General features: G+C 63.7%; 15 protein-coding genes. 7 read left to right on the top strand and 8 right to left on the bottom strand.

Going from position 1 to position 17,547, the window contains the following annotated elements:
• The first annotated feature begins 27 nt into the window (after nucleotides 1-27).
• The 5 genes from XH93_RS05340 to XH93_RS05320 all read left to right on the top strand — a co-directional run bounded on the left by XH93_RS05340 (nucleotide 28) and on the right by XH93_RS05320 (nucleotide 9,308).
• Nucleotides 28-1,269, top strand: coding sequence for a caspase family protein (locus XH93_RS05340; RefSeq protein WP_194472715.1), 1,242 nt, complete (start codon nucleotides 28-30; stop codon nucleotides 1,267-1,269).
• A 143-nt stretch (nucleotides 1,270-1,412) separates the two neighbouring features.
• Complete coding sequence (locus XH93_RS05335) at nucleotides 1,413-1,772, top strand: hypothetical protein (protein WP_194472714.1); 360 nt, start codon at nucleotides 1,413-1,415, stop codon at nucleotides 1,770-1,772.
• Nucleotides 1,773-2,051: 279 nt separating this feature from the next.
• Nucleotides 2,052-4,694, top strand: coding sequence for a carbohydrate-binding domain-containing protein (locus tag XH93_RS05330; RefSeq protein ID WP_194472713.1), 2,643 nt, complete (start codon nucleotides 2,052-2,054; stop codon nucleotides 4,692-4,694).
• Nucleotides 4,695-5,081: 387 nt separating this feature from the next.
• A complete protein-coding gene (locus tag XH93_RS05325) occupies nucleotides 5,082-7,169 on the top strand; it encodes a type I secretion system permease/ATPase (RefSeq protein ID WP_246799488.1) in 2,088 nt (695 codons plus the stop codon).
• Between the two features lie 240 nt (nucleotides 7,170-7,409).
• On the top strand, nucleotides 7,410-9,308 hold the full coding sequence (locus tag XH93_RS05320) for an HlyD family type I secretion periplasmic adaptor subunit (RefSeq protein ID WP_371814933.1): 1,899 nt from the start codon (nucleotides 7,410-7,412) through the stop codon (nucleotides 9,306-9,308).
• A gap of 49 nt (nucleotides 9,309-9,357) precedes the next feature.
• Here the strand turns inward: XH93_RS05320 and XH93_RS05315 are convergent, their stop codons facing one another.
• From XH93_RS05315 to XH93_RS05295, 5 genes are all read right to left on the bottom strand, one after another.
• Nucleotides 9,358-9,744: a TadE/TadG family type IV pilus assembly protein gene (locus XH93_RS05315; protein ID WP_194472711.1), complete on the bottom strand. Its 387-nt coding sequence runs from the start codon at nucleotides 9,742-9,744 to the stop codon at nucleotides 9,358-9,360.
• Complete coding sequence (locus XH93_RS05310; protein WP_194472710.1) at nucleotides 9,741-10,196, bottom strand: TadE/TadG family type IV pilus assembly protein; 456 nt, start codon at nucleotides 10,194-10,196, stop codon at nucleotides 9,741-9,743. The genes XH93_RS05315 and XH93_RS05310 overlap by 4 nt, the downstream gene beginning before the upstream one ends.
• 61 nt (nucleotides 10,197-10,257) lie before the next feature.
• Nucleotides 10,258-11,523 carry a pilus assembly protein TadG-related protein gene (locus tag XH93_RS05305; protein ID WP_194472709.1) on the bottom strand — a complete coding sequence of 422 codons (1,266 nt, stop codon included), beginning with the start codon at nucleotides 11,521-11,523 and terminating at the stop codon, nucleotides 10,258-10,260.
• 244 nt (nucleotides 11,524-11,767) lie between these two features.
• Nucleotides 11,768-12,553 carry a type III pantothenate kinase gene (locus tag XH93_RS05300; RefSeq protein ID WP_194472708.1) on the bottom strand — a complete coding sequence of 262 codons (786 nt, stop codon included), beginning with the start codon at nucleotides 12,551-12,553 and terminating at the stop codon, nucleotides 11,768-11,770.
• Nucleotides 12,554-12,705: 152 nt separating this feature from the next.
• Nucleotides 12,706-12,906, bottom strand: coding sequence for a hypothetical protein (locus XH93_RS05295; RefSeq protein WP_194472707.1), 201 nt, complete (start codon nucleotides 12,904-12,906; stop codon nucleotides 12,706-12,708).
• Between the two features lie 135 nt (nucleotides 12,907-13,041).
• Here XH93_RS05295 and XH93_RS05290 point away from each other — a divergent pair, with 135 nt between their 5' ends.
• Both XH93_RS05290 and XH93_RS05285 read left to right on the top strand, forming a co-directional pair.
• The gene (locus XH93_RS05290) at nucleotides 13,042-13,413 is read left to right on the top strand and encodes a hypothetical protein (RefSeq protein ID WP_194475001.1); all 372 of its coding nucleotides are present in this window, start codon (nucleotides 13,042-13,044) and stop codon (nucleotides 13,411-13,413) included.
• Nucleotides 13,414-13,491: 78 nt separating this feature from the next.
• Nucleotides 13,492-13,923: a hypothetical protein gene (locus XH93_RS05285; protein WP_194472706.1), complete on the top strand. Its 432-nt coding sequence runs from the start codon at nucleotides 13,492-13,494 to the stop codon at nucleotides 13,921-13,923.
• Between the two features lie 154 nt (nucleotides 13,924-14,077).
• Here XH93_RS05285 and XH93_RS05280 read toward each other — a convergent pair whose 3' ends face one another.
• From XH93_RS05280 to XH93_RS05270, 3 genes are all read right to left on the bottom strand, one after another.
• Nucleotides 14,078-15,667: a hypothetical protein gene (locus XH93_RS05280; RefSeq protein ID WP_194472705.1), complete on the bottom strand. Its 1,590-nt coding sequence runs from the start codon at nucleotides 15,665-15,667 to the stop codon at nucleotides 14,078-14,080.
• A 344-nt stretch (nucleotides 15,668-16,011) separates the two neighbouring features.
• A complete protein-coding gene (locus XH93_RS05275; RefSeq protein WP_194472704.1) occupies nucleotides 16,012-16,446 on the bottom strand; it encodes a DUF2721 domain-containing protein in 435 nt (144 codons plus the stop codon).
• A 28-nt stretch (nucleotides 16,447-16,474) separates the two neighbouring features.
• Nucleotides 16,475-17,485: a transporter gene (locus XH93_RS05270; protein WP_194472703.1), complete on the bottom strand. Its 1,011-nt coding sequence runs from the start codon at nucleotides 17,483-17,485 to the stop codon at nucleotides 16,475-16,477.
• Nucleotides 17,486-17,547 lie beyond the last annotated feature (62 nt).

Genomic DNA, 17,547 nt, shown 5'->3' with positions numbered 1-17,547 from the left:
AGACGCGCGGCCGTGGCGCAGCGGCGCATGTCTGGTCGCGCCTTCAGCCATTTCCATGGCTGGACGGTTGCGCCTGCGGTAGCATGGTTCGTCCACTCGATCGGATTCGGCATGAACCGGCGCGATTTTGTTGGGGGAATAGCAATCGCCGCGGCGCTCGCGGGCGTGGCGGCGGCGCCGGCCGCCGCCGACGGCAGGCGGGTGGCGCTGGTGATCGGCAACGGCGGCTATAGAAGCGTGCCGGCGCTGTCCAATCCGCCGAGCGATGCCAGCGATATTGCCGCGGCGCTGAAGCGCCTCGGCTTCGCCGTCACCTTGATCACCAACGCAAACTTCGACGAGATGCGGCGCGGCCTGATCGCGTTCGGGCGCGCCGCCGCCGGCGCCGACATGGCGGCGGTGTACTTCGCCGGCCACGGCATGGAGATCAACGGCGACAACTGGCTGATCCCGGTCGATGCCGAGCTGAAGCGCGACACCGACGCCGCGAACGAGGCGATCGGCCTGCAGAGCGCGATGCTGCAGGTCTCCAACACCACGAGTCTCGGCCTCGTCATCCTCGATGCCTGCCGCAACAATCCGTTCGCGGCGAAGATGAGCCGCTCGCTCGCGACGCGCGCCACTGCCGGCAGCGGGCTCGGCCGCATCGAGCCGGTCGGCAACGTGCTGGTCGCCTATGCCGCGCGCGACGGCACCACGGCGCTTGACGGCGACGAACGCAACAGCCCGTTCGCCGCGGCGCTGCTGCGCAATATCGAGACGCCGGGCGTCGAGGTGACCTTCATGTTCCGCAACGTCCGCGACGACGTGATGGAAGCGACGCGCAACGCGCAGCAGCCCTTCGTCTACGGCTCGCTGTCGCGCAAGGCGATCTATCTGGCGGGGCCGCCTGCGGCCGATGCCGGCGGCAAACAGGCGAACGCAGTTCCAGCGGCTGCGGCTCCGCTCGCCTCCGTGCCGGCGACAACGGCCGGCGTCATCGATCCCGCGCTGGTCGGCACCTGGGAGATCATGGTGCCGGGCGGCCGCGGCCAGTCGCGCTGGATCTGGCAGATCATGGCCGACGGCAGCTACAGATTCCACGCCGAGCCCTCGCGCTCCGCGCGAGCGCATGAAGGCACGGTCACCTTCGCCAACGGCCGCTGGACGCTGCACGCGCTGCGAGGATTGCGGAATTACAGCGACGGCGGCTCCTACGAGATCCACGATGCCACCGCCGTGATCACCGGCAAGCTCGGCACCGGTTACTGGAAGCGGACCGTCGACTGAAGCGACTCCGCGACGGGTTGCCCAGGGACTGAACCTGAAAGGACTGAACCTCAAAGGACTGAACCTCAACCAGTCTGGATGCACAAATATGGAGAGTATTCCTATTCTGCACAATTTTACGTAGATCATGCTGGAGAGACGTCATGAAACGGTTCTGGCTTTGCGCAATTGCGATCGTTAGCGTGTTCGCCCTGGCGGGAAACGCCGAAGCGCGATCGGCCTATGACGGGTCCTGGGATCTGGTGTTCGTCACCCAAAGCGGCGGCTGCGATGCCGCCTACAATTTTACGGTCAATGTCTCCAACGGCATCGTCACCCATCCGAATCTGGTGAAGTTCCGCGGCTATGTCGCGAAGTCGGGCGCGGTGCGCGCCTCCGTGGCCGTTCATGACAAATACGCGTCGGGCTCCGGCCGGCTTTCGAGGACCGCTGGCCGCGGCACCTGGCGCGGCTACTCCGGCAGCGCGCAATGCGCGGGCTACTGGACGGCGCAGCGCAATTGAAGCCTGCTCGCTGCTGATGTCGGCGGGCCTTGACCCGCACAATTACGGGCCTCACAGCACGCGCCCGACAAAACGCGTAACTGCGCCTGCACGATTCATGTGAATCATGGGAATTGTCGAAGCCGGGAATCGAACCACGGACATTTGGTTGGTAGATTTGATGTTGCCCAGGTTTTGGGCCTGCATCCGAGCCTTCGACGGCTGCCCAATATGCGACAGCCGGTCGCGATGATGCTGCTGTAATGCCGCATTTTCATCTCGCCATCGGCACAAACCCGATTGCGAATCCCGCCCGGACGCTTGCCCGGGGACGCGCAAGAAACCTCCGTTTCATCACAGAGCCAGAACGGCTCTGGATCAAGGAATTTCCAGAAGGAGCTTGCAATGGGAATTTATGGGACAAAGGTTACATCTGCGCCCGCCGGCGCGATCATCCTTCATCCAGGTGACAATGTCTCGGCTATCGTGAACGCGGCTCCCGCTGGGGCCACGTTTTACTTTGAGGCCGGTGTCTATCGCGGCGTTTCACTGGCGCCGAAAGACGGTCAGACCTTCATCGGTGCTCAAGGCGCAATCCTCAACGGCTCGGCCGTGCTGTCCAGTTGGACCCAGAGCGGCAACCTCTGGAGCATTGGCGGCCAGACGCAGCAAGGCCGCGTCAACACGAGCGCGGAGTTTGTGGCTGGCACGCAGCGACCCGGCAATCCGGAGACCGTGTTTCTCGACAACACGCCGCTCAAGCCGGTCGACGCCCTCTCCAAGGTCGTTCCCGGCACCTTCTATTTCGATTATGCCGCCGACAAGATCTACATCGCCGACAACCCGGCGGGGCATACATTGGAAGCCGGCAAGCAGACCGATGCTTTCCACGGCACCGCCACGAACGTGACGGTGCAAAACCTCGTCATCGAGAAGTATGACCCCCAGATTCAGGACGGCGCTATCAACGGCGACCAGGGCTGGATTATCAGGGACAACGAAATCCGCCTCAACTACGCCGTCGGCGCCACGGCCCATGACGGCAGCCAGTTCATCGGCAATTACGTGCATGACAACGGCCAGATGGGGCTCGGCGGATACGGCAACAACATCCTCGTTCAAGGCAACGAACTCGCAAGCAACGGCTTCTGGTCCGGCATCGATCCGCTGTGGGAAGCCGGCGGATTCAAATTCGCCGACACGGATAATCTGGTCGCGCGAGCCAACTACTCACACGACAATAACGGCGCGGGCCTGTGGACCGACATCAGCAACATCCACACGCTCTACGAGGACAATCTCGTCGTCCACAACACGATCAACGGCATCAGCCACGAGATCAGCTACGACGCGATCATCCGCAACAACACGCTGATCGGCAATGGCTACGCTGACCCGCGCGGATGGGGTTGGGGCAGCGAGATCAATATCCAGAATTCCAAGAACGTGCAGGTTTATGGCAACCGGGTCGACATGACCGGAGGCGGTAACGGCATCGTCCTGATCCAGCAGGACCGAGGTTCCGGCACCTACGGCACCTACACGACCACCGGCAACCAGATCCACGACAACATCATCGTGGATCGTGACGGGCACGGCTACATCGGCGCCTTCGCCGACTACAACGAGTCCGGCATGCTCAATGGCGGAAATACCTGGACCAACAATCAATACTTCATGTCTGACGGAGGAGACAGGTTCGAGTGGGGCGGGTCCCAAACCTTTACGCAATTCAAGGCCGCCACGCACGAAACCGGCTCGATCTCACTGTCCTATCCCGACACGAGCAGCTGGCTGACGACTTCGCCGACGGCCCCTGTCCCAACGCCACCTGCCGACCCTGCGCCGCTGCCACCCGTCGACCCGGCGCCGGTACCTCCGGTCGTCACCACGCCGCCAGGTGTGACCACCACGATCGGCAGCGGCTCCGACGTGCTCGAACTCAAGATCACGCAGGACGCCTATCAGGGCGATTCCCAGTATGCCGTCTCCGTCGACGGCAAGCAGATCGGCTCGACGCTGACCGCCAGCGCCTTGCACGGCAGCGGGGTGGTCGACACGGTGCAGGTCAAAGGCGACTGGGCCGCGGGCAGCCACACGGTTTCGGTGCAGCTGCTCAATGATCTCTATGGCGGCACGGCCACCACGGACCGCAACATCTACATTGAAAGCGCGACCTATGATGGCGCCAATGCCTCCGGCAGTCGGGCGATTACCAGCGACACGCCGGAGACCTTCACCGTCACCGACACGACGGCCGTGCCGGGGTCGCCGACTCCGACGCCAACCCCTGCGCCAACGCCGAGTGGCCAGAACCTGCTGGTGAACGGGTCGTTCGAAGCCCCATCGGTGGCCGCGGGCAGCTGGGCCGCATTCAGTTCGATCCCGGGCTGGACGGCGATCAGCGGCGGCACGATCGAGCTGTGGAACAACCTCAACAAGGTCAAGGCCACCGACGGGTCGAACCTTGGCGCGCTCGATTATCGCGGCGCTCAAGACGGTCTCTACCAGACGGTAACGACCACGGCAGGGCAGAGCTACGATCTCTCCTTCGATGCGCGGATGCAGTCCAACGCCGGCAAGCGCACCAGCACGATCGAGGTTTTGTGGAACGACAACGTGGTCGCCACGGTCCCGCCCGGCAGCAGCTGGAGAACCTACCACTTCTCGGTGACCGGCACCGGCGGCCAGGACCGCCTCACCTTCCGCGAGGTTGCGGCGCAGGCCGGCGACGGACGCGGCGCGCTCTATGACAATGTCAGCCTGGTCGCCAGGTCCGGCGCAGTCCAGCAGAGCGCCATCAGCCAGCAGCCGATGAATCTGGTGAACCAGTTCGCGGCGACGAGTTTTGCCGACACCGGCTCTGGTATCAGCGCAGGGTCAACTCAGACCGACCTGTCGGCAACACTGGCTCAGACATTGGCTAAGGCGGCGCACCACTAGCTGCGTCGCCTTGAGGATTGCTCCCGCCAGCGCCGCCGCGGTTCGGCTTTGCTGGCGGGAGGACTTATCAACTCGAACTTGTCGTGCGGTCCATCTGGACGCGCCTGGCAAGCAGGTTCGGTCAAAGTCTGGCCTTGTTCGGGTTGAATGGTCGATCGGTAATTAACTGCAAGTATCTCAGTACCAAGTCGCAGTTCGGTGTGCGCCGTTGTGCCCACACCCCCGGAATTCGTCACAGATCGGAATTCATCACCGAACATGTCCCCCTGGGCACGGCCCATTTGGGCTGGACTTCGGCGAACAGCATTCATTTCCAGTCGGGGAAGGGGCGTGCACGCACCTCATACGAACTTGCCACCAACTGATCCCGGTCTCATCGCACTTGTGATGATGCTTCGGTTTCAGGGTCTGGCCGTCGATCCTGAACAAATTCGTCACCAATTTGGCGGCGTCAGCATCGGCCTGCCCGAAATGCTCCGCTGCGCCAAGTCATTCGGGCTGAAGTCCCGCGTCTCGGCGACGACATGGGCGCGGCTCACGAATATGCCGATGCCGTCGCTGGCCACGCTCAGGAACGGAGGCTTCCTGCTGCTCGGCAAGGTCGCCGACGACAAGCTCATCGTGCTCGAGCCCGGTCGCGCGCATCCGATCCAGATGACCCAGGCCGAGTTCGAGGCCGAATGGGACGGCCGGCTGCTGATGATGACGAGGCGGGCCAGCCTCACCGACCTGTCGTCCCCGTTCGGCGTTGCCTGGTTTCTCGGCGCGATCCGGAAGTACAAGCGCGTGCTGGGCGAGGTCCTGCTGGCCTCGTTCTTCCTTCAGCTCTTTGCCCTGGTCTCACCGCTGTTTTTCCAGGTCGTCGTCGACAAGGTGCTGGTGCATCGCAGCCTGAGCACGCTGGAGGTGCTTGCGATCGGACTGATCGCGATCGCCCTGTTCGAAACGATCCTCGGCATCCTGCGCACCTACCTGTTCTCCCATACGACCAACCGTATCGACGTCGAACTCGGCGCGCGGCTGTTTCGGCATCTGCTCGGATTGCCGATCGGATACTTCCAGGCAAGGCGGGTCGGCGACTCCGTTGCCCGCGTGCGCGAGCTGGAAAACATCCGCAATTTTCTCACCAGCTCGGGCCTCACGCTGGTGATCGACCTGTTCTTCACCGGCATCTTCATCGCAGTGCTGTTCTACTATTCCCCGCTGCTGACCTGGATCGTCCTCGCCTCCTTCCCGTTCTATATCGGGATCTCCGCGGTCGCGACGCCGCTGTTCCAGCGGCGCCTCGACGAGAAGTTCAAACGCGGCGCGGAAAATCAGGCGTTCCTGGTCGAGAGCGTGTCCGGCATCGAGACGCTGAAGGCCATGGCGGTCGAGCCGCAGATGCAGCGGCGCTGGGAGGAGCAGCTGGCCGGCTATGTCGCCGCCAGCTTCCGCGTCACCAGTCTCGGAAATGTCGCGAGCGAATCCGTCCAATTCGTTAGCAAGCTGGCCAGCGCCGCGATCCTGTTTTTCGGCGCCAAGCTCGTCATCGGCGGCGAACTTTCCGTCGGCGAGCTCATCGCCTTCAATCTGCTGGCCGGACGGGTCAGCACGCCGGTGCTCCGGCTGGCGCACACTTGGCAGGATTTCCATCAGGCGCGGCTGTCGATCGCGCGCCTCGGCGACATTCTCAACACCGCACCCGAGCCGGTCTACAGCCCCGGCAAGATGGCGCTCGCGGCGGTGCGCGGCGACATCAGCTTCGAGAATGTGAGCTTCCGCTATCGCATCGATGGCCCGGAGATCCTGCACGACATCAATCTGGAGGTGCCGGCCGGCCAGGTGCTCGGAATCGTCGGCACCTCCGGATCGGGCAAGAGTACGCTGGCGAAGCTCGTGCAGCGGCTCTATTTGCCTGCAAGCGGTCGCGTGCTGATCGACGGCGTCGATATCGCCCAGGTCGATCCGGCCCGCCTGCGCCGTCAGATCGGCGTCGTGCTCCAGGACAGCACGCTGTTCAACGGCACGGTCCGCGACAACATCGCTCTCGTCGATCCGGCGATCCCGGCCGAAAACGTCATGGCCGCCGCCAAGCTCGCCGGTGCCCACGATTTCATCCTCAAGCTCCCCGAGGGTTACGACACCATCGTCGGCGAACGCGGCGGCACCCTGTCGGGTGGGCAGCGTCAACGCATCGCGATTGCCCGCGCGCTGATCGCGGACCCCCGCATTCTCATTTTCGACGAGGCGACGAGTGCGCTCGACTACGAAAGCGAGAGCATCGTGCAAAAGAACATGGCGCAGATGGCGCGCGGCCGGACCGTGATCATCATCGCGCACCGCCTCTCGGCGCTCCGGCTTGCCGATCGCGTCATCACCATCGAGCGCGGCCGCCTGATCGAGGATGGCTCTCACCAGGAGTTGGTCAGAGCGGGCGGCCGATACTCAAAGCTGCACCGCCTGCAGGCAGGCTTGCAGGAACACTATTCCTGACGGTGCGAAGCCCGTCTGGGGCCAAGTCACAACAAGTCACGCCACGTCACACCCGATGCATGAAGGCCAAGTGCGATGGAAGCAAATGCGTTGGAAGCAAATGCCAGGGATGCTGATGTCAGGGATGCTGATGCCAGGCCGCCGATCGAGGATCCGGGCTTTCACATCCTGAACCTGTTGCTTCGTCTGATCGGCGCTGGCGTCGATTCCGGGCAACCGCGCCGGGACGCAGTGTCTCCCATGGGCGTCAAGCAGATGCTCCAATACGCGAGGGCGGCCGGTTGTACGGCCCGCATTGCCAAACTGCCGTGGACCAGGCTGGCCGGCGGTCCGCTGCCGGCAATTGCCGTGCTGCGCAACGGAAGCTTCCTGCTGCTTGGAAAGGTCTCGGGCGATACCGCCATCGTTCTCGCGCCGGATGCCGAGCGGCCAACCCTGATGACCCAGGACCAGTTCGAGGCGGTCTGGGACGGCCGGCTCGTCGTCGTGAAGCGGCGCGGAGCCCTGGCTGCTCAGGTCGAGCAGACCCGTGCGGCCGCCGTCAGACAACTCCAGCAACTCTGGAAGACCTCGCTCACCCGCGCGAACGACATCTCTCGCAATGTGATCGATGGCCGGCGGAATATCGTCAAGGCTGACGCACGGAACGAGGAGCCGTCGAGCACGGCGGCGGCCAACGGCGGGATCATCATATTCGCCGACCACGCCCGCAGGCTCGGGCGGGCCGTCGCACGCATCGGACCCGGCGAGGAGCGCCGGCGGCACGACGAACTGGCCTTTCTGCCGGCCGCGCTCGAGATCGTCGAGACGCCGCCCTCGCCGCTTGGGCGCGCGACCGCGTTCAGCATCGCCGCCATCTTCACAGCCGCAGTCGCCTGGGCGTGTCTGGGCACCGTCGACATCGTCGCGATATCCCCGGGCAAGCTGATCCCGAGCGGCCGGACCAAGACGATCCAGCCGTTCGAGACCGGGGTCGTGCGCGCGATCAAGGTGCGCGACGGCGAGGCCGTCAAAAGCGGCGACGTGCTGATCGAGCTCGATACGACGATGACGGCGGCAGAGCTCAGCCGCTTGAAGGGCGACTTGCTGTCGGCTCAACTCGACGTCGCGCGCACCAAGGCGGCATTAGCGAGAAACGAAGATCCCGTCGGCGCCTTTGTGCCGCCCGCGGACGCCACCCCCGCCCAGGTCGAGATGCACCGGCGCTTTCTCGTCAGCCAGACTGCCGAGCAGAATGCCAAGCTGGCCGCGATCGACCAGCAGGTGAAGCAGAAGGAGGCTGAACGCGCCACGTTCGAGGCCTCCGTCGAAAAGATCAAGGCGACGCTGGCGCCGTTGCAGCAGCGCGTCGAAATCCGCCAACAGCTGTTTCAGAAGGAATTGGGATCCAAGCTCACATACCTGACGGAATACCAGGAGCTCGTTGCGCAGCAGCAGGAAATCTCCGTCATGCAGCGCCGATCCAGCGAAGCCGATGCCGCGATCGCGGTCCTGATGGAGACTCGGACCAAAGCAATCGCCGAGTACGAACGCGGCCTGTTCGAGGGCCTGGCCAAGGCCGAGGAAAAGGCCGCCGGCCTCACGCAGGAGGCCGTCAAGGCCGAGCAGCGAACCAGCCTGCAAAGGCTGACCGCGCCGATCGACGGCGTGGTGCAGCAGCTCGCGGTTCACACCATCGGTGGCGTCGTCACGCCGGCGCAGATGCTGATGCTGATCGTTCCGAGCGAAAGCCGGCTCGAGATCGAGGCCATGGTCTCGAACCGCGACATCGGCTTCGTCGAGCCGGGCCAGGAGGCGGCGATCAAGATCGACACCTTCAATTTCACCCGATACGGCCTGCTGCAAGGCAAGGTTCTCAGCATCTCGCAGGACGCGATCACCCGCAACAAACCCACGGACAAAGGCAGCGAGACATCGGCGGGCGCGGAAGCCACCAGCAGCGAGCCGAAGGGCCAGGAGCTGGTCTATGCCGCGCGATTGTCGATCGACCGCAGCCAGATGGAGATCGAGAACAAGCGCGTCAATCTTTCACCGGGCATGGCCGTTACCGTCGAAATCAAGACCGGCTCCCGCAGGATCATCTCTTACCTGCTGTCCCCGCTCGCCCGCTACAAGCAGGAGAGTTTGCGCGAAAGGTGAGTGCCGGAGTTTCACCTGCGGCACCTCACCGATTCGACCGCGTTGCCGATCAGGCAGGAAAGCAGGACGCCGCCGTCAGCGTGAGCGGTGCCAGATTGAGGATCTGCGGAAACTGGAACTGATAGCTCGCGGTCACCTGGTTGCCGCAGGCCGGCGTGGAATAGGCAAAGGTCGACGCGGGCAGATTGAGGCCGAAGGCCTTCTGGCTCGCATAGGCGGTAATCATGCTCGGATTGCCGGTCGGACACAGCGTGGCGTTCACCGTGGCGCAGCGCGCGGCGAGCGCGGCGCCATGCTGCATCCCGGCCTGGGTCCACAGCAGCAGGCCCATTTCGACGATGCCGAACACGAAGGCAAAGAACAGCGGCGCGATCAGGCCGAATTCGAGCGCGGACGTGCCGCGGCGATCGCCCCACAATGCAGCGGCGCGGCTCATTGCAGCCGCACCTTCGACTGCATGCTGAAGGCATAGCTGGCCGGCACCACCTGATAGTTGATGATGGTCCAGTAGTTCGCCTGCGCCGACACGGTGGTGTATGTGCCCGCCGGCCGGCCTCCCGGACAGGTGCTCCCGCATGTCGCGCTGCTGACCCCGGACGACGTCGCGCAGCCGCAATATTTGGTCGGCGCCGGGGTGGCGGTGATCACCGGGTTATTGGTCGCATTGACCACCGCCGCGGTAATCGCAGTGACGTCAAATCCGTGCGCGATGGCATATTCGACCCCGGCCTGGGCCGCGTTCTCCACCTGCATCTTGCGGTAGATCGCAAGGCCTAGGTCGGTCACCGCAACCGCCATCAGCGCCAGCAGCGGCACCAGCACGCCGAATTCGACCGCGGCGGCGCCGCGCCGGTCTTTCCTGAACCGCCCGAAGATGCGGCGTGACATGTCACGCCTTCGCGCAAGGCATTCTCCACCTGTCATGTCCGCCTCCACACTGATGATCGGCTTACTCGACGAGCTGCGCGGTTGCCGTACCGATGGCGCTACCGCCCATCGCCGCGCAGTTGACCTGAACGTTCGAATTTCCAACAAAGGTAATCGTATCGGCAATGATCTGGGTGCAAGTGGTGCTGGTGCCGTTGCCGCCGCTGAAGCTCAAATCGCCCTTGGGCAGATAGATCGCGCCGGCGAGGTTCTGCGTGCCGCCGCCGGTAAGGTTGAAGGTGGTGCCGACCGGCATGTTGCGGTCGCCGTACATCGCAATGCCGGCGGTGACCCCGCTGGTGGGCGCGGTCAGCATGACATTGGCGTTGCTGCCGATGTTCGCCGAGCTCCAGCTGCTGCCCGAGCCGGTGAACACCAGGGTGACGCCGGTGCCGGTGATGGTGGCGTTGCCGGCCACCGACAGATTGCTGCCCTTGAGATAATAGATTCCGGGATCGAGCGTCAGCGTGGCGCCGGCGTTCACCGAGATGTCGCCGCAATAGCTTCCCGGGGTGAGCGCCGTGGTCCCCTTCACGTTGAACTTGTTCGAGTAGTCGCAATGGCTGGGCATCGTCGGCGTGACGTTGGCGTAGGGATCGGGCGTCGGCCGCACGCCGGTGCGGATGCCGGCGGTGGTGGTGATGTTGCTCGTGCCGGTGACGCCGCCGACCACGGCGACCATCCGCGCGTTGACCGTGGACGTGCCGGTGACGGCGAGCGCCGGGCCGCCGCTGGAATTGTCATAGAGATTGCAGTTGATCAGATTGACCTGGGCGCTGCCCTTCACGGACGCGGCCGGACTGGCGGTGGGGTCGAGGGCCAGCACGCAGCCGGTCCCGACATTGCCGAGCGCGACGGCGCGCGCCGTGATCGGCACCGTCCCGGAGCCGAACAGCGCCGACAACAGCCGCTGTTGCGGCTGGGTGATGATGACTTCGACGGCCAGCGTGCCTGTGGCGAAGCTTCCGGTGGCGGGCGGCTGGTTGACCGCGACGGTGACGTTGTCGACGCCGTTGGCATAGCCGTAGAACGCCGTGATGGCGTTGGCTTCGGTCAACAGATTGGTGCCGGCGGTGGCGGCGCTGACGGCGGCCGAATCGGCCGCGCTCATCATGTTCTTGTGCTTGTAGAACCACCAGGCGACCTCGGTGCCGAGGCCCGCCGCGCCGACCAGGACGGGCAGCAGCAAGGCGACCAGGATGGCATAGCTGCCGGATTCGTCGCGCGCAAAGCGGCGCAGGTGCGCGCGCCACGCCGCAACGACCACCGATCTGACTTGCAACCTCATTCGCGAGGGTATTCCAGCTTCCAATCCCTCGGAGGAGATCATGCTGCCCTCAAGCATCCGATTGCCTGGACGGACGATCATGAGCACGCCGATTTAACGTCAACTTCGTTCGATCAACGAAATTCGGGGCCGGCGTGTAACGCTTCGTTAGGGATTGGCGGCTGCGGCAGGGCCGGGGCGATCGCTGGTCGAGCTGCCGCGTTCGAATGGCTGCGCGCGAGCGCTGCGCCCCGGCGATGGTCGACTAGCCCCGGCCGGTCGGGGCTGCCGTATTGCGCCGGTGCACCTCGAGCAAGCCCCGAATGGTCAGATCGGGGTCGAAATGATCGATCGCCTGGGTCGCGTCGTGAAACAGCGAGGCGACGCCGCCGGTCGCAATCACCGTCATCGCTTCATTCCGTTCGGCCTTGATGCGCGCGATCATGCCCTCGATCAGCGCGACATGGCCCCAGAACACGCCCGACTGGATCGCGCTGACGGTGTCGTTGCCGATCACGCGCCGCGGCCGCTGCAGCGCGATCCGCGGCAGCTTTGCCGCGGCGGCATGCAGCGCCTCCATCGACAGGTGCACGCCGGGCGCAATCACGCCGCCCTCGAAGGCGCCGTCGCTGCCGACCACGTCGAGCTTGATGGCGGTGCCGCTGTCGACGATGATCAGCGGCGCGGCATGGAGCGCCAGCGCGCCGAGCGCATTGACCAGGCGGTCCGAGCCGACCTCCGCCGGTTTCAGGGTACGCACGGGAATGCCGAGCTCGGCATTCTCCCCGACGATCAGCGGCTCGACGTGCAGGTAGCGGCGCGACAGGTTGCGCAGGTTGAAGATCGCCTGCGGCACCACACTGGCGATCACGCAGGCCTTGAGCATGCTGAGATCGAGCTTATGCATAGCCATCAACTGCGCGAGCCACACCGCATATTCATCCGCGGTCCGGCTGGTCGCGGTCGCCGAGCGCCATTGCGCGACCCAGTGCTCGCCGTCGTGAACCGCAAACACGCTGTTGGTGTTGCCCTGATCGATCGCCAGCAGCATCGGCCCGTCCCTTGTGATGCGGCGCAGCGCGCCGGTCCCCGTGCAGCCTGGCCGGACGCCACGCGACTGGATTTTGCATACTGCGCCGAACAGCGAGGTGCCGCCAAGATGCCCGGCAATCCGAAAGCGTGAAAATCTTGAGCGGCGTACGGTCAGAAGCCGAACATGCGGAGCTGCCGCTTGCTGACCTGGTCGGCCGGGTCGATCGATTGCGCCGTGCGGAAATCGGCGAGTGCGTCGCCACGGCGGCCCAGCGCCATGCGCTGTCCCTCCGCGCGGCGCCCCGACGCCACCGGCGCCCAGGCGAGATACCATTGAAATCCCGACGAGAAACAAGCCGCGGGCTCGGACATCGCAGACATTATCCCGCCGGAGGTCGCGCCAATGGCCGGCGCCGCACTTGAAAATCTTCCGGCCCGGGGGTCACATGAGCCGTGCGCCCGAAGAGCAGCGGCGCGATGATCTGCGACAAGTCCGGACTTCTCTGCATGGAAATGTCGATCGAAGAACTGTGGGGCCTATCCGATCAGGCGTTGATCCGCGCCTATGTCGACGCACGACGCCGATATGCCGAGGGCAAGCTCGCGCGCGATACGCAGCGCGCGCGACTGGAATGGATGCGAGCGAAGGCCTTTGTCAACGGCACCGGTAACGTGACCGAACGCAGGATGGCGGTCGATGTATCGGAGGAGCTTGCGCGCAAGGGTCAGGAGGTGCGCGAGGCGACCCGCGATGTCGATCTCCTGAAAATCGACGTTGACGTCATCGAGATCGTGATCCGGCTACGAGGCCTGCACGGAGCGGCGACCGTTCAGGTCGAAGACCCCACGGACAAGCCGGCGCATCAGGAACCCGAATGAGTCTCACTTGCACGGCCCTGTCGCATCGGGCACACAGGCCGTCCGAGAGGCTCATCTAAAGTATCGAAAGTACTCCGCATGCCAGTCAGCTTCACAGAACTGCTCGACACATTTGAGCTTGTGAGCATGATAAACTCTATCGGGGATTATCAGGCGTTCGTGTGCCGACGGACGGGCAAGATCTACTGTCATACCGACGCTGAAGATTTCGCCGAGTTCTACGACGAGCTGCCCGATGACGTCGAGGACAATGAGAAATACATCGCTGTTCCCGACAAGCGAGAACTCGATCTAGGCAAGCCGCTGGTCCTGGACTTCGCGCGGGAATTTCTGCCCGGCGACTTCGACGAGATTCGCGCCATCTTCAGCAAGCGCGGCGCCTATCAGAAATTCAAGGCCCTGCTCGTCCGCCGCCATGCGCTTGATCGATGGCACGATTTCGAGAACAAGGCGATCGAGCGCGCGTTGCGCGACTGGTGCGAGATCAACTCGATCAGCGTCACGGATTGACGGAGCCTGGAGCGGTGTGCCAGGACTAAAGCGCGATGAGATTAGCTTGAATCATCATCGCGCTTTACCTCTTTGTTTGCGCATGATCTCCGCGCAAACGCTTCGCGTTTGTCGCGAGGGAAAACCGCTTCACTTTTCCGGATCATGCTCGAGGTTACGATCCGTCGCCGGCCAGCACGGCGATCGTGCGCTCTGCGACATCGCGCATCAGCCCGATCTCGGACAGGTCCGCTCCGTCAGCAATCGCCCGGGCAATGATCGTCAGCTCGGGCCAGGCCAGTTTGGCTTCGGCGGGCGCTTCGCGCATCCACAGGGCCGTCCGCAACAGCAGTTCGGCCCACTGGTCGCGGCGGCGGGCGATGAAGCTCTGCAACAGATAGCTGACAAGCTTCGCGCGCTCGCGGCGCTGTCCGGGCGTCACCAGCTCCAGCAGTTCCGGATCGTCCTCGAACCAGGATTGTTCGATGACATCGAGGCCGGCAAATCCGCCGCGGTAACGCAGCACTTCCGCGACGGCCTTCGGATGATGCGCCATCTTCGGGAGGTCGGCGGTCAGCTCTGAGAGGGCCGCGCGGAAATCGATGCGCGCGGGTTGCCAGTCGGCGCCGCCGATCGTCTCGGCGACCTGCAGCAAGCCGAGCGGGGCTGCGCCGCCTCGATCCGTCGTGAGCGACAGAGCATGCGAGAGCATGCGGTCGAGGTACGATCGGGATACTGTCCGCATCGGCAGGTCCATGCTGGCGGCCGCTATCGCAACCTCGATCTGGCGCTTTGTTTCCGGTTCGCCGCTCCAGGCGTCCGCGACGTGGCCCTTCGTCAAGATCGACGAGACGCGCTTCTTGCGTCCGGCCGGCGAGACCAGCAGAAATGACTGCGTTGCAGCACCGTCGATTGCGGTGGCCAGAATCTCCTGAGCGGCGCCGGCCTCCCATTGCGCGCAGGTAACGCCCGCGGTCCGGGCGCTGCGAATGATGGTGTCGAGTTCGGCGCGTTCGCCCTCCGGTCGCCAGTTGCGCATGGTGACCAATCGGCGAAGGTCCACCGCCGACAACGACGCGGCGACCTGGGAAAGCGCACCCGCCACCGCGCGGCGAACAACGGGGCTGGAATCCAGCAGAAACAGGACGGCGGCCGGACGCGTCTCCGCTAGCGCGCCGATTGCAAGTCCGGAGCCCAAAGCGCCCCGTGCTTGCTCGGGCATGGCATGACCAAATTCCGCGAGCGAGCCAACAAGCGCGAACGGATCGCCATCACAGGCTTGCAGCAGACCTTGCAGAGCATCGCCGACATCGGCGGGCAGTTCACCTTGATGGTCGGCATGTTGCTTCGCCGAAGCGGCGACGAACTCCGGCGACGCCGGAATGCTCGCCTGATGCAGGGCTCCTCCCACATAAGCGAGCATCTGTTCGTCGATCTGTCCCGCCTCGGCTCGCGCAGCGACCTCTGCCTGGAACGTTGCGATCAGTTCGGCGGCATCCGTGTAACCCCGATCGGTCTGGTACCGCAGGCGCTCGAGCAGCGCCTGGAGCAGGAAAAGATAGCCGAAGGCAAGAGACACATCCGTGCCCATCGGAGGCATATGGTGAGACGCCGCATCGAGGGCGGCGAAAATCTCGCCCGGCGATTCTTCCAGATATCGATCGAGATCGGGCGAGAACGCGGGTGGCCGGCCCTTGGCAATGGCCGTCGCAATTTTCCTCGCGTGATGGTCCGTGGCAGACGCTTTGGCGTGGGCTCTTCGCATGGGCAGGATACTCCATGAGACAGGCTACCTCGAACCGACACGCTTGGCTGAGGCAATTCAGCGAAATCCACCGCGAATTGCGACGAGCGCCCGGGCATGCATCTTGGCCATCGCTGCACGACGCCCTGTGCATCACTATGACTCAACCGGGCCGAGAGACCGTTCGCACGTCTGTTAGGTCGGGAATGGTGCCCTGGGGACGGATCGAACCATCCGGTTTCGCCCTTCGGGCGACGCCGGGACGGGTGCCCGCTCGGGAGATTGTTGGCTAAACCCCGCTCAAGGTCGCCGACATTGTCAGAATTGATGTTTGCTTAAGGTCCTGGACAACGACCGGGACGAAATCAACCGTAATGGTCAAACTCGCTCAGGGCAATTCGGACCTCTCGGGCGAAATCCACCAGTGACACGATGAAAGCTGCCACCGAAACAATGAAGAGGATGGCAACGCCTCGCTCGTGCTGGATCTGAAAGAACGCGCTCACGAAGCCGACGACTATTACAACGCTGATCGAGATACTTCCCATGATAGCCCAGAAGATTGCCCGATTGATCATGGCGGCGCGTCGTACGAGACGCGGCAAGTCTGCCTTGAGCCGGCATCTCACCTCATCTTCATTGGAAATCTGGTTCAGGTAGATTGACCTGTCGATGATCCTGTTCTGGCGAGAAATCAGAACCGCGATGAAAGCCGCCAATGCGCCGAGAAGAAACGCGGGTGCGGCCGCTTGCGAAATAACGTGGGAGAGCTGACCGACCGATGGTGTATCTGGCAACATTGGCTCTGTCGCTACCGTGACCGCCTGATTATTTTGCTATTGGCCGGCGAGCTGACGCCACGGTCGTGGGCGCCATCGGTGAAATTGAGAACGTCAGCCACGTATTCCACCCGGCGGGGCGATTCTCCGCAGCGAATTCGCCATATCCCTTCAGGTTCAAATAGCCCTGCATGTCGCCGACAGGAAACAGAAAGCCGATCTGCGGACCGACGCTCAAGACCCGCGAACGGAAGCCTCCGAGGACAGGATGCTGGCCAAAGTCGTCGGTAACCTGCTGATAGGCGTAGCCGACGAGACCAACAAACACCTGCTTGGATAAAAACTGGGAAGCCCCCCAATCGAGGTGGAAGTCGATGCCGTTCTGGTACTGCGTATCCGGGTTCTTGAAATTGTAGGTGAAGCCCGCGACAGCAGAAAACTCGTGCCCGGCTTGCGGATTGAAATAGGTATAGCCGCCGCCGGCATCTACGGCGGCGTGACCGATGCCGAGATTGGCAAGGCGGACCTGGCTGTATGCCCCGACGGGAATATCACCCGTCGCATAGGCCATGAAATTGTGGACGCCGGCGTTCCATTTGAGAGTCGCCTGCGGGTAGAGGTCACCGACCGACGTAATCGAATCGCCAAAACTGCCCGCCCGCGTTACCGCCAGCGGGCCGACCGCCGCCGTCAGCGTGCCGTCAAGATTTGCGCTCGATCGCCCGAACAATCCGGTTACGCCAATGGCAAGTTGTCCACCCAGCACCGGCGTTGCGAATGTGTAAGTGGGATTGAGCAGCATGAGATCCGCCTGTGCGTTCAGATGCAGGTTCAGATCGACGTTGACTGCGGCGGGGATCCTGCCGACCTGAATTTCCCTTGCGGCCGCTGCATTGCCGAAGGCACTTGCGCTGGTGTGATAGTAGACCTCCGCCATCGACCACCCGGCGACCTGAGGGGTCGCTGCGAGGCTGCCGAATCGGCCGGGGAGCCAATATGAAACTCCGCCTTCGTCGGCATGGACGGTTGCAGACCAAACCGACATTGTCAGCATGGCCATGAGCGAGGCTCTGAACGGGAAGCGGATTCCGCGTTTTGTTTTACGTCGCCTGCGGTGTCCCT

It is taken from the genome of Bradyrhizobium sp. CCBAU 51753 (assembly GCF_015291565.1).
GTDB lineage: Bacteria > Pseudomonadota > Alphaproteobacteria > Rhizobiales > Xanthobacteraceae > Bradyrhizobium > Bradyrhizobium ivorense.
The sequence above is the reverse complement of the archived record's forward strand: the minus strand, read 5'-3'. Positions and strand labels throughout refer to the sequence as shown.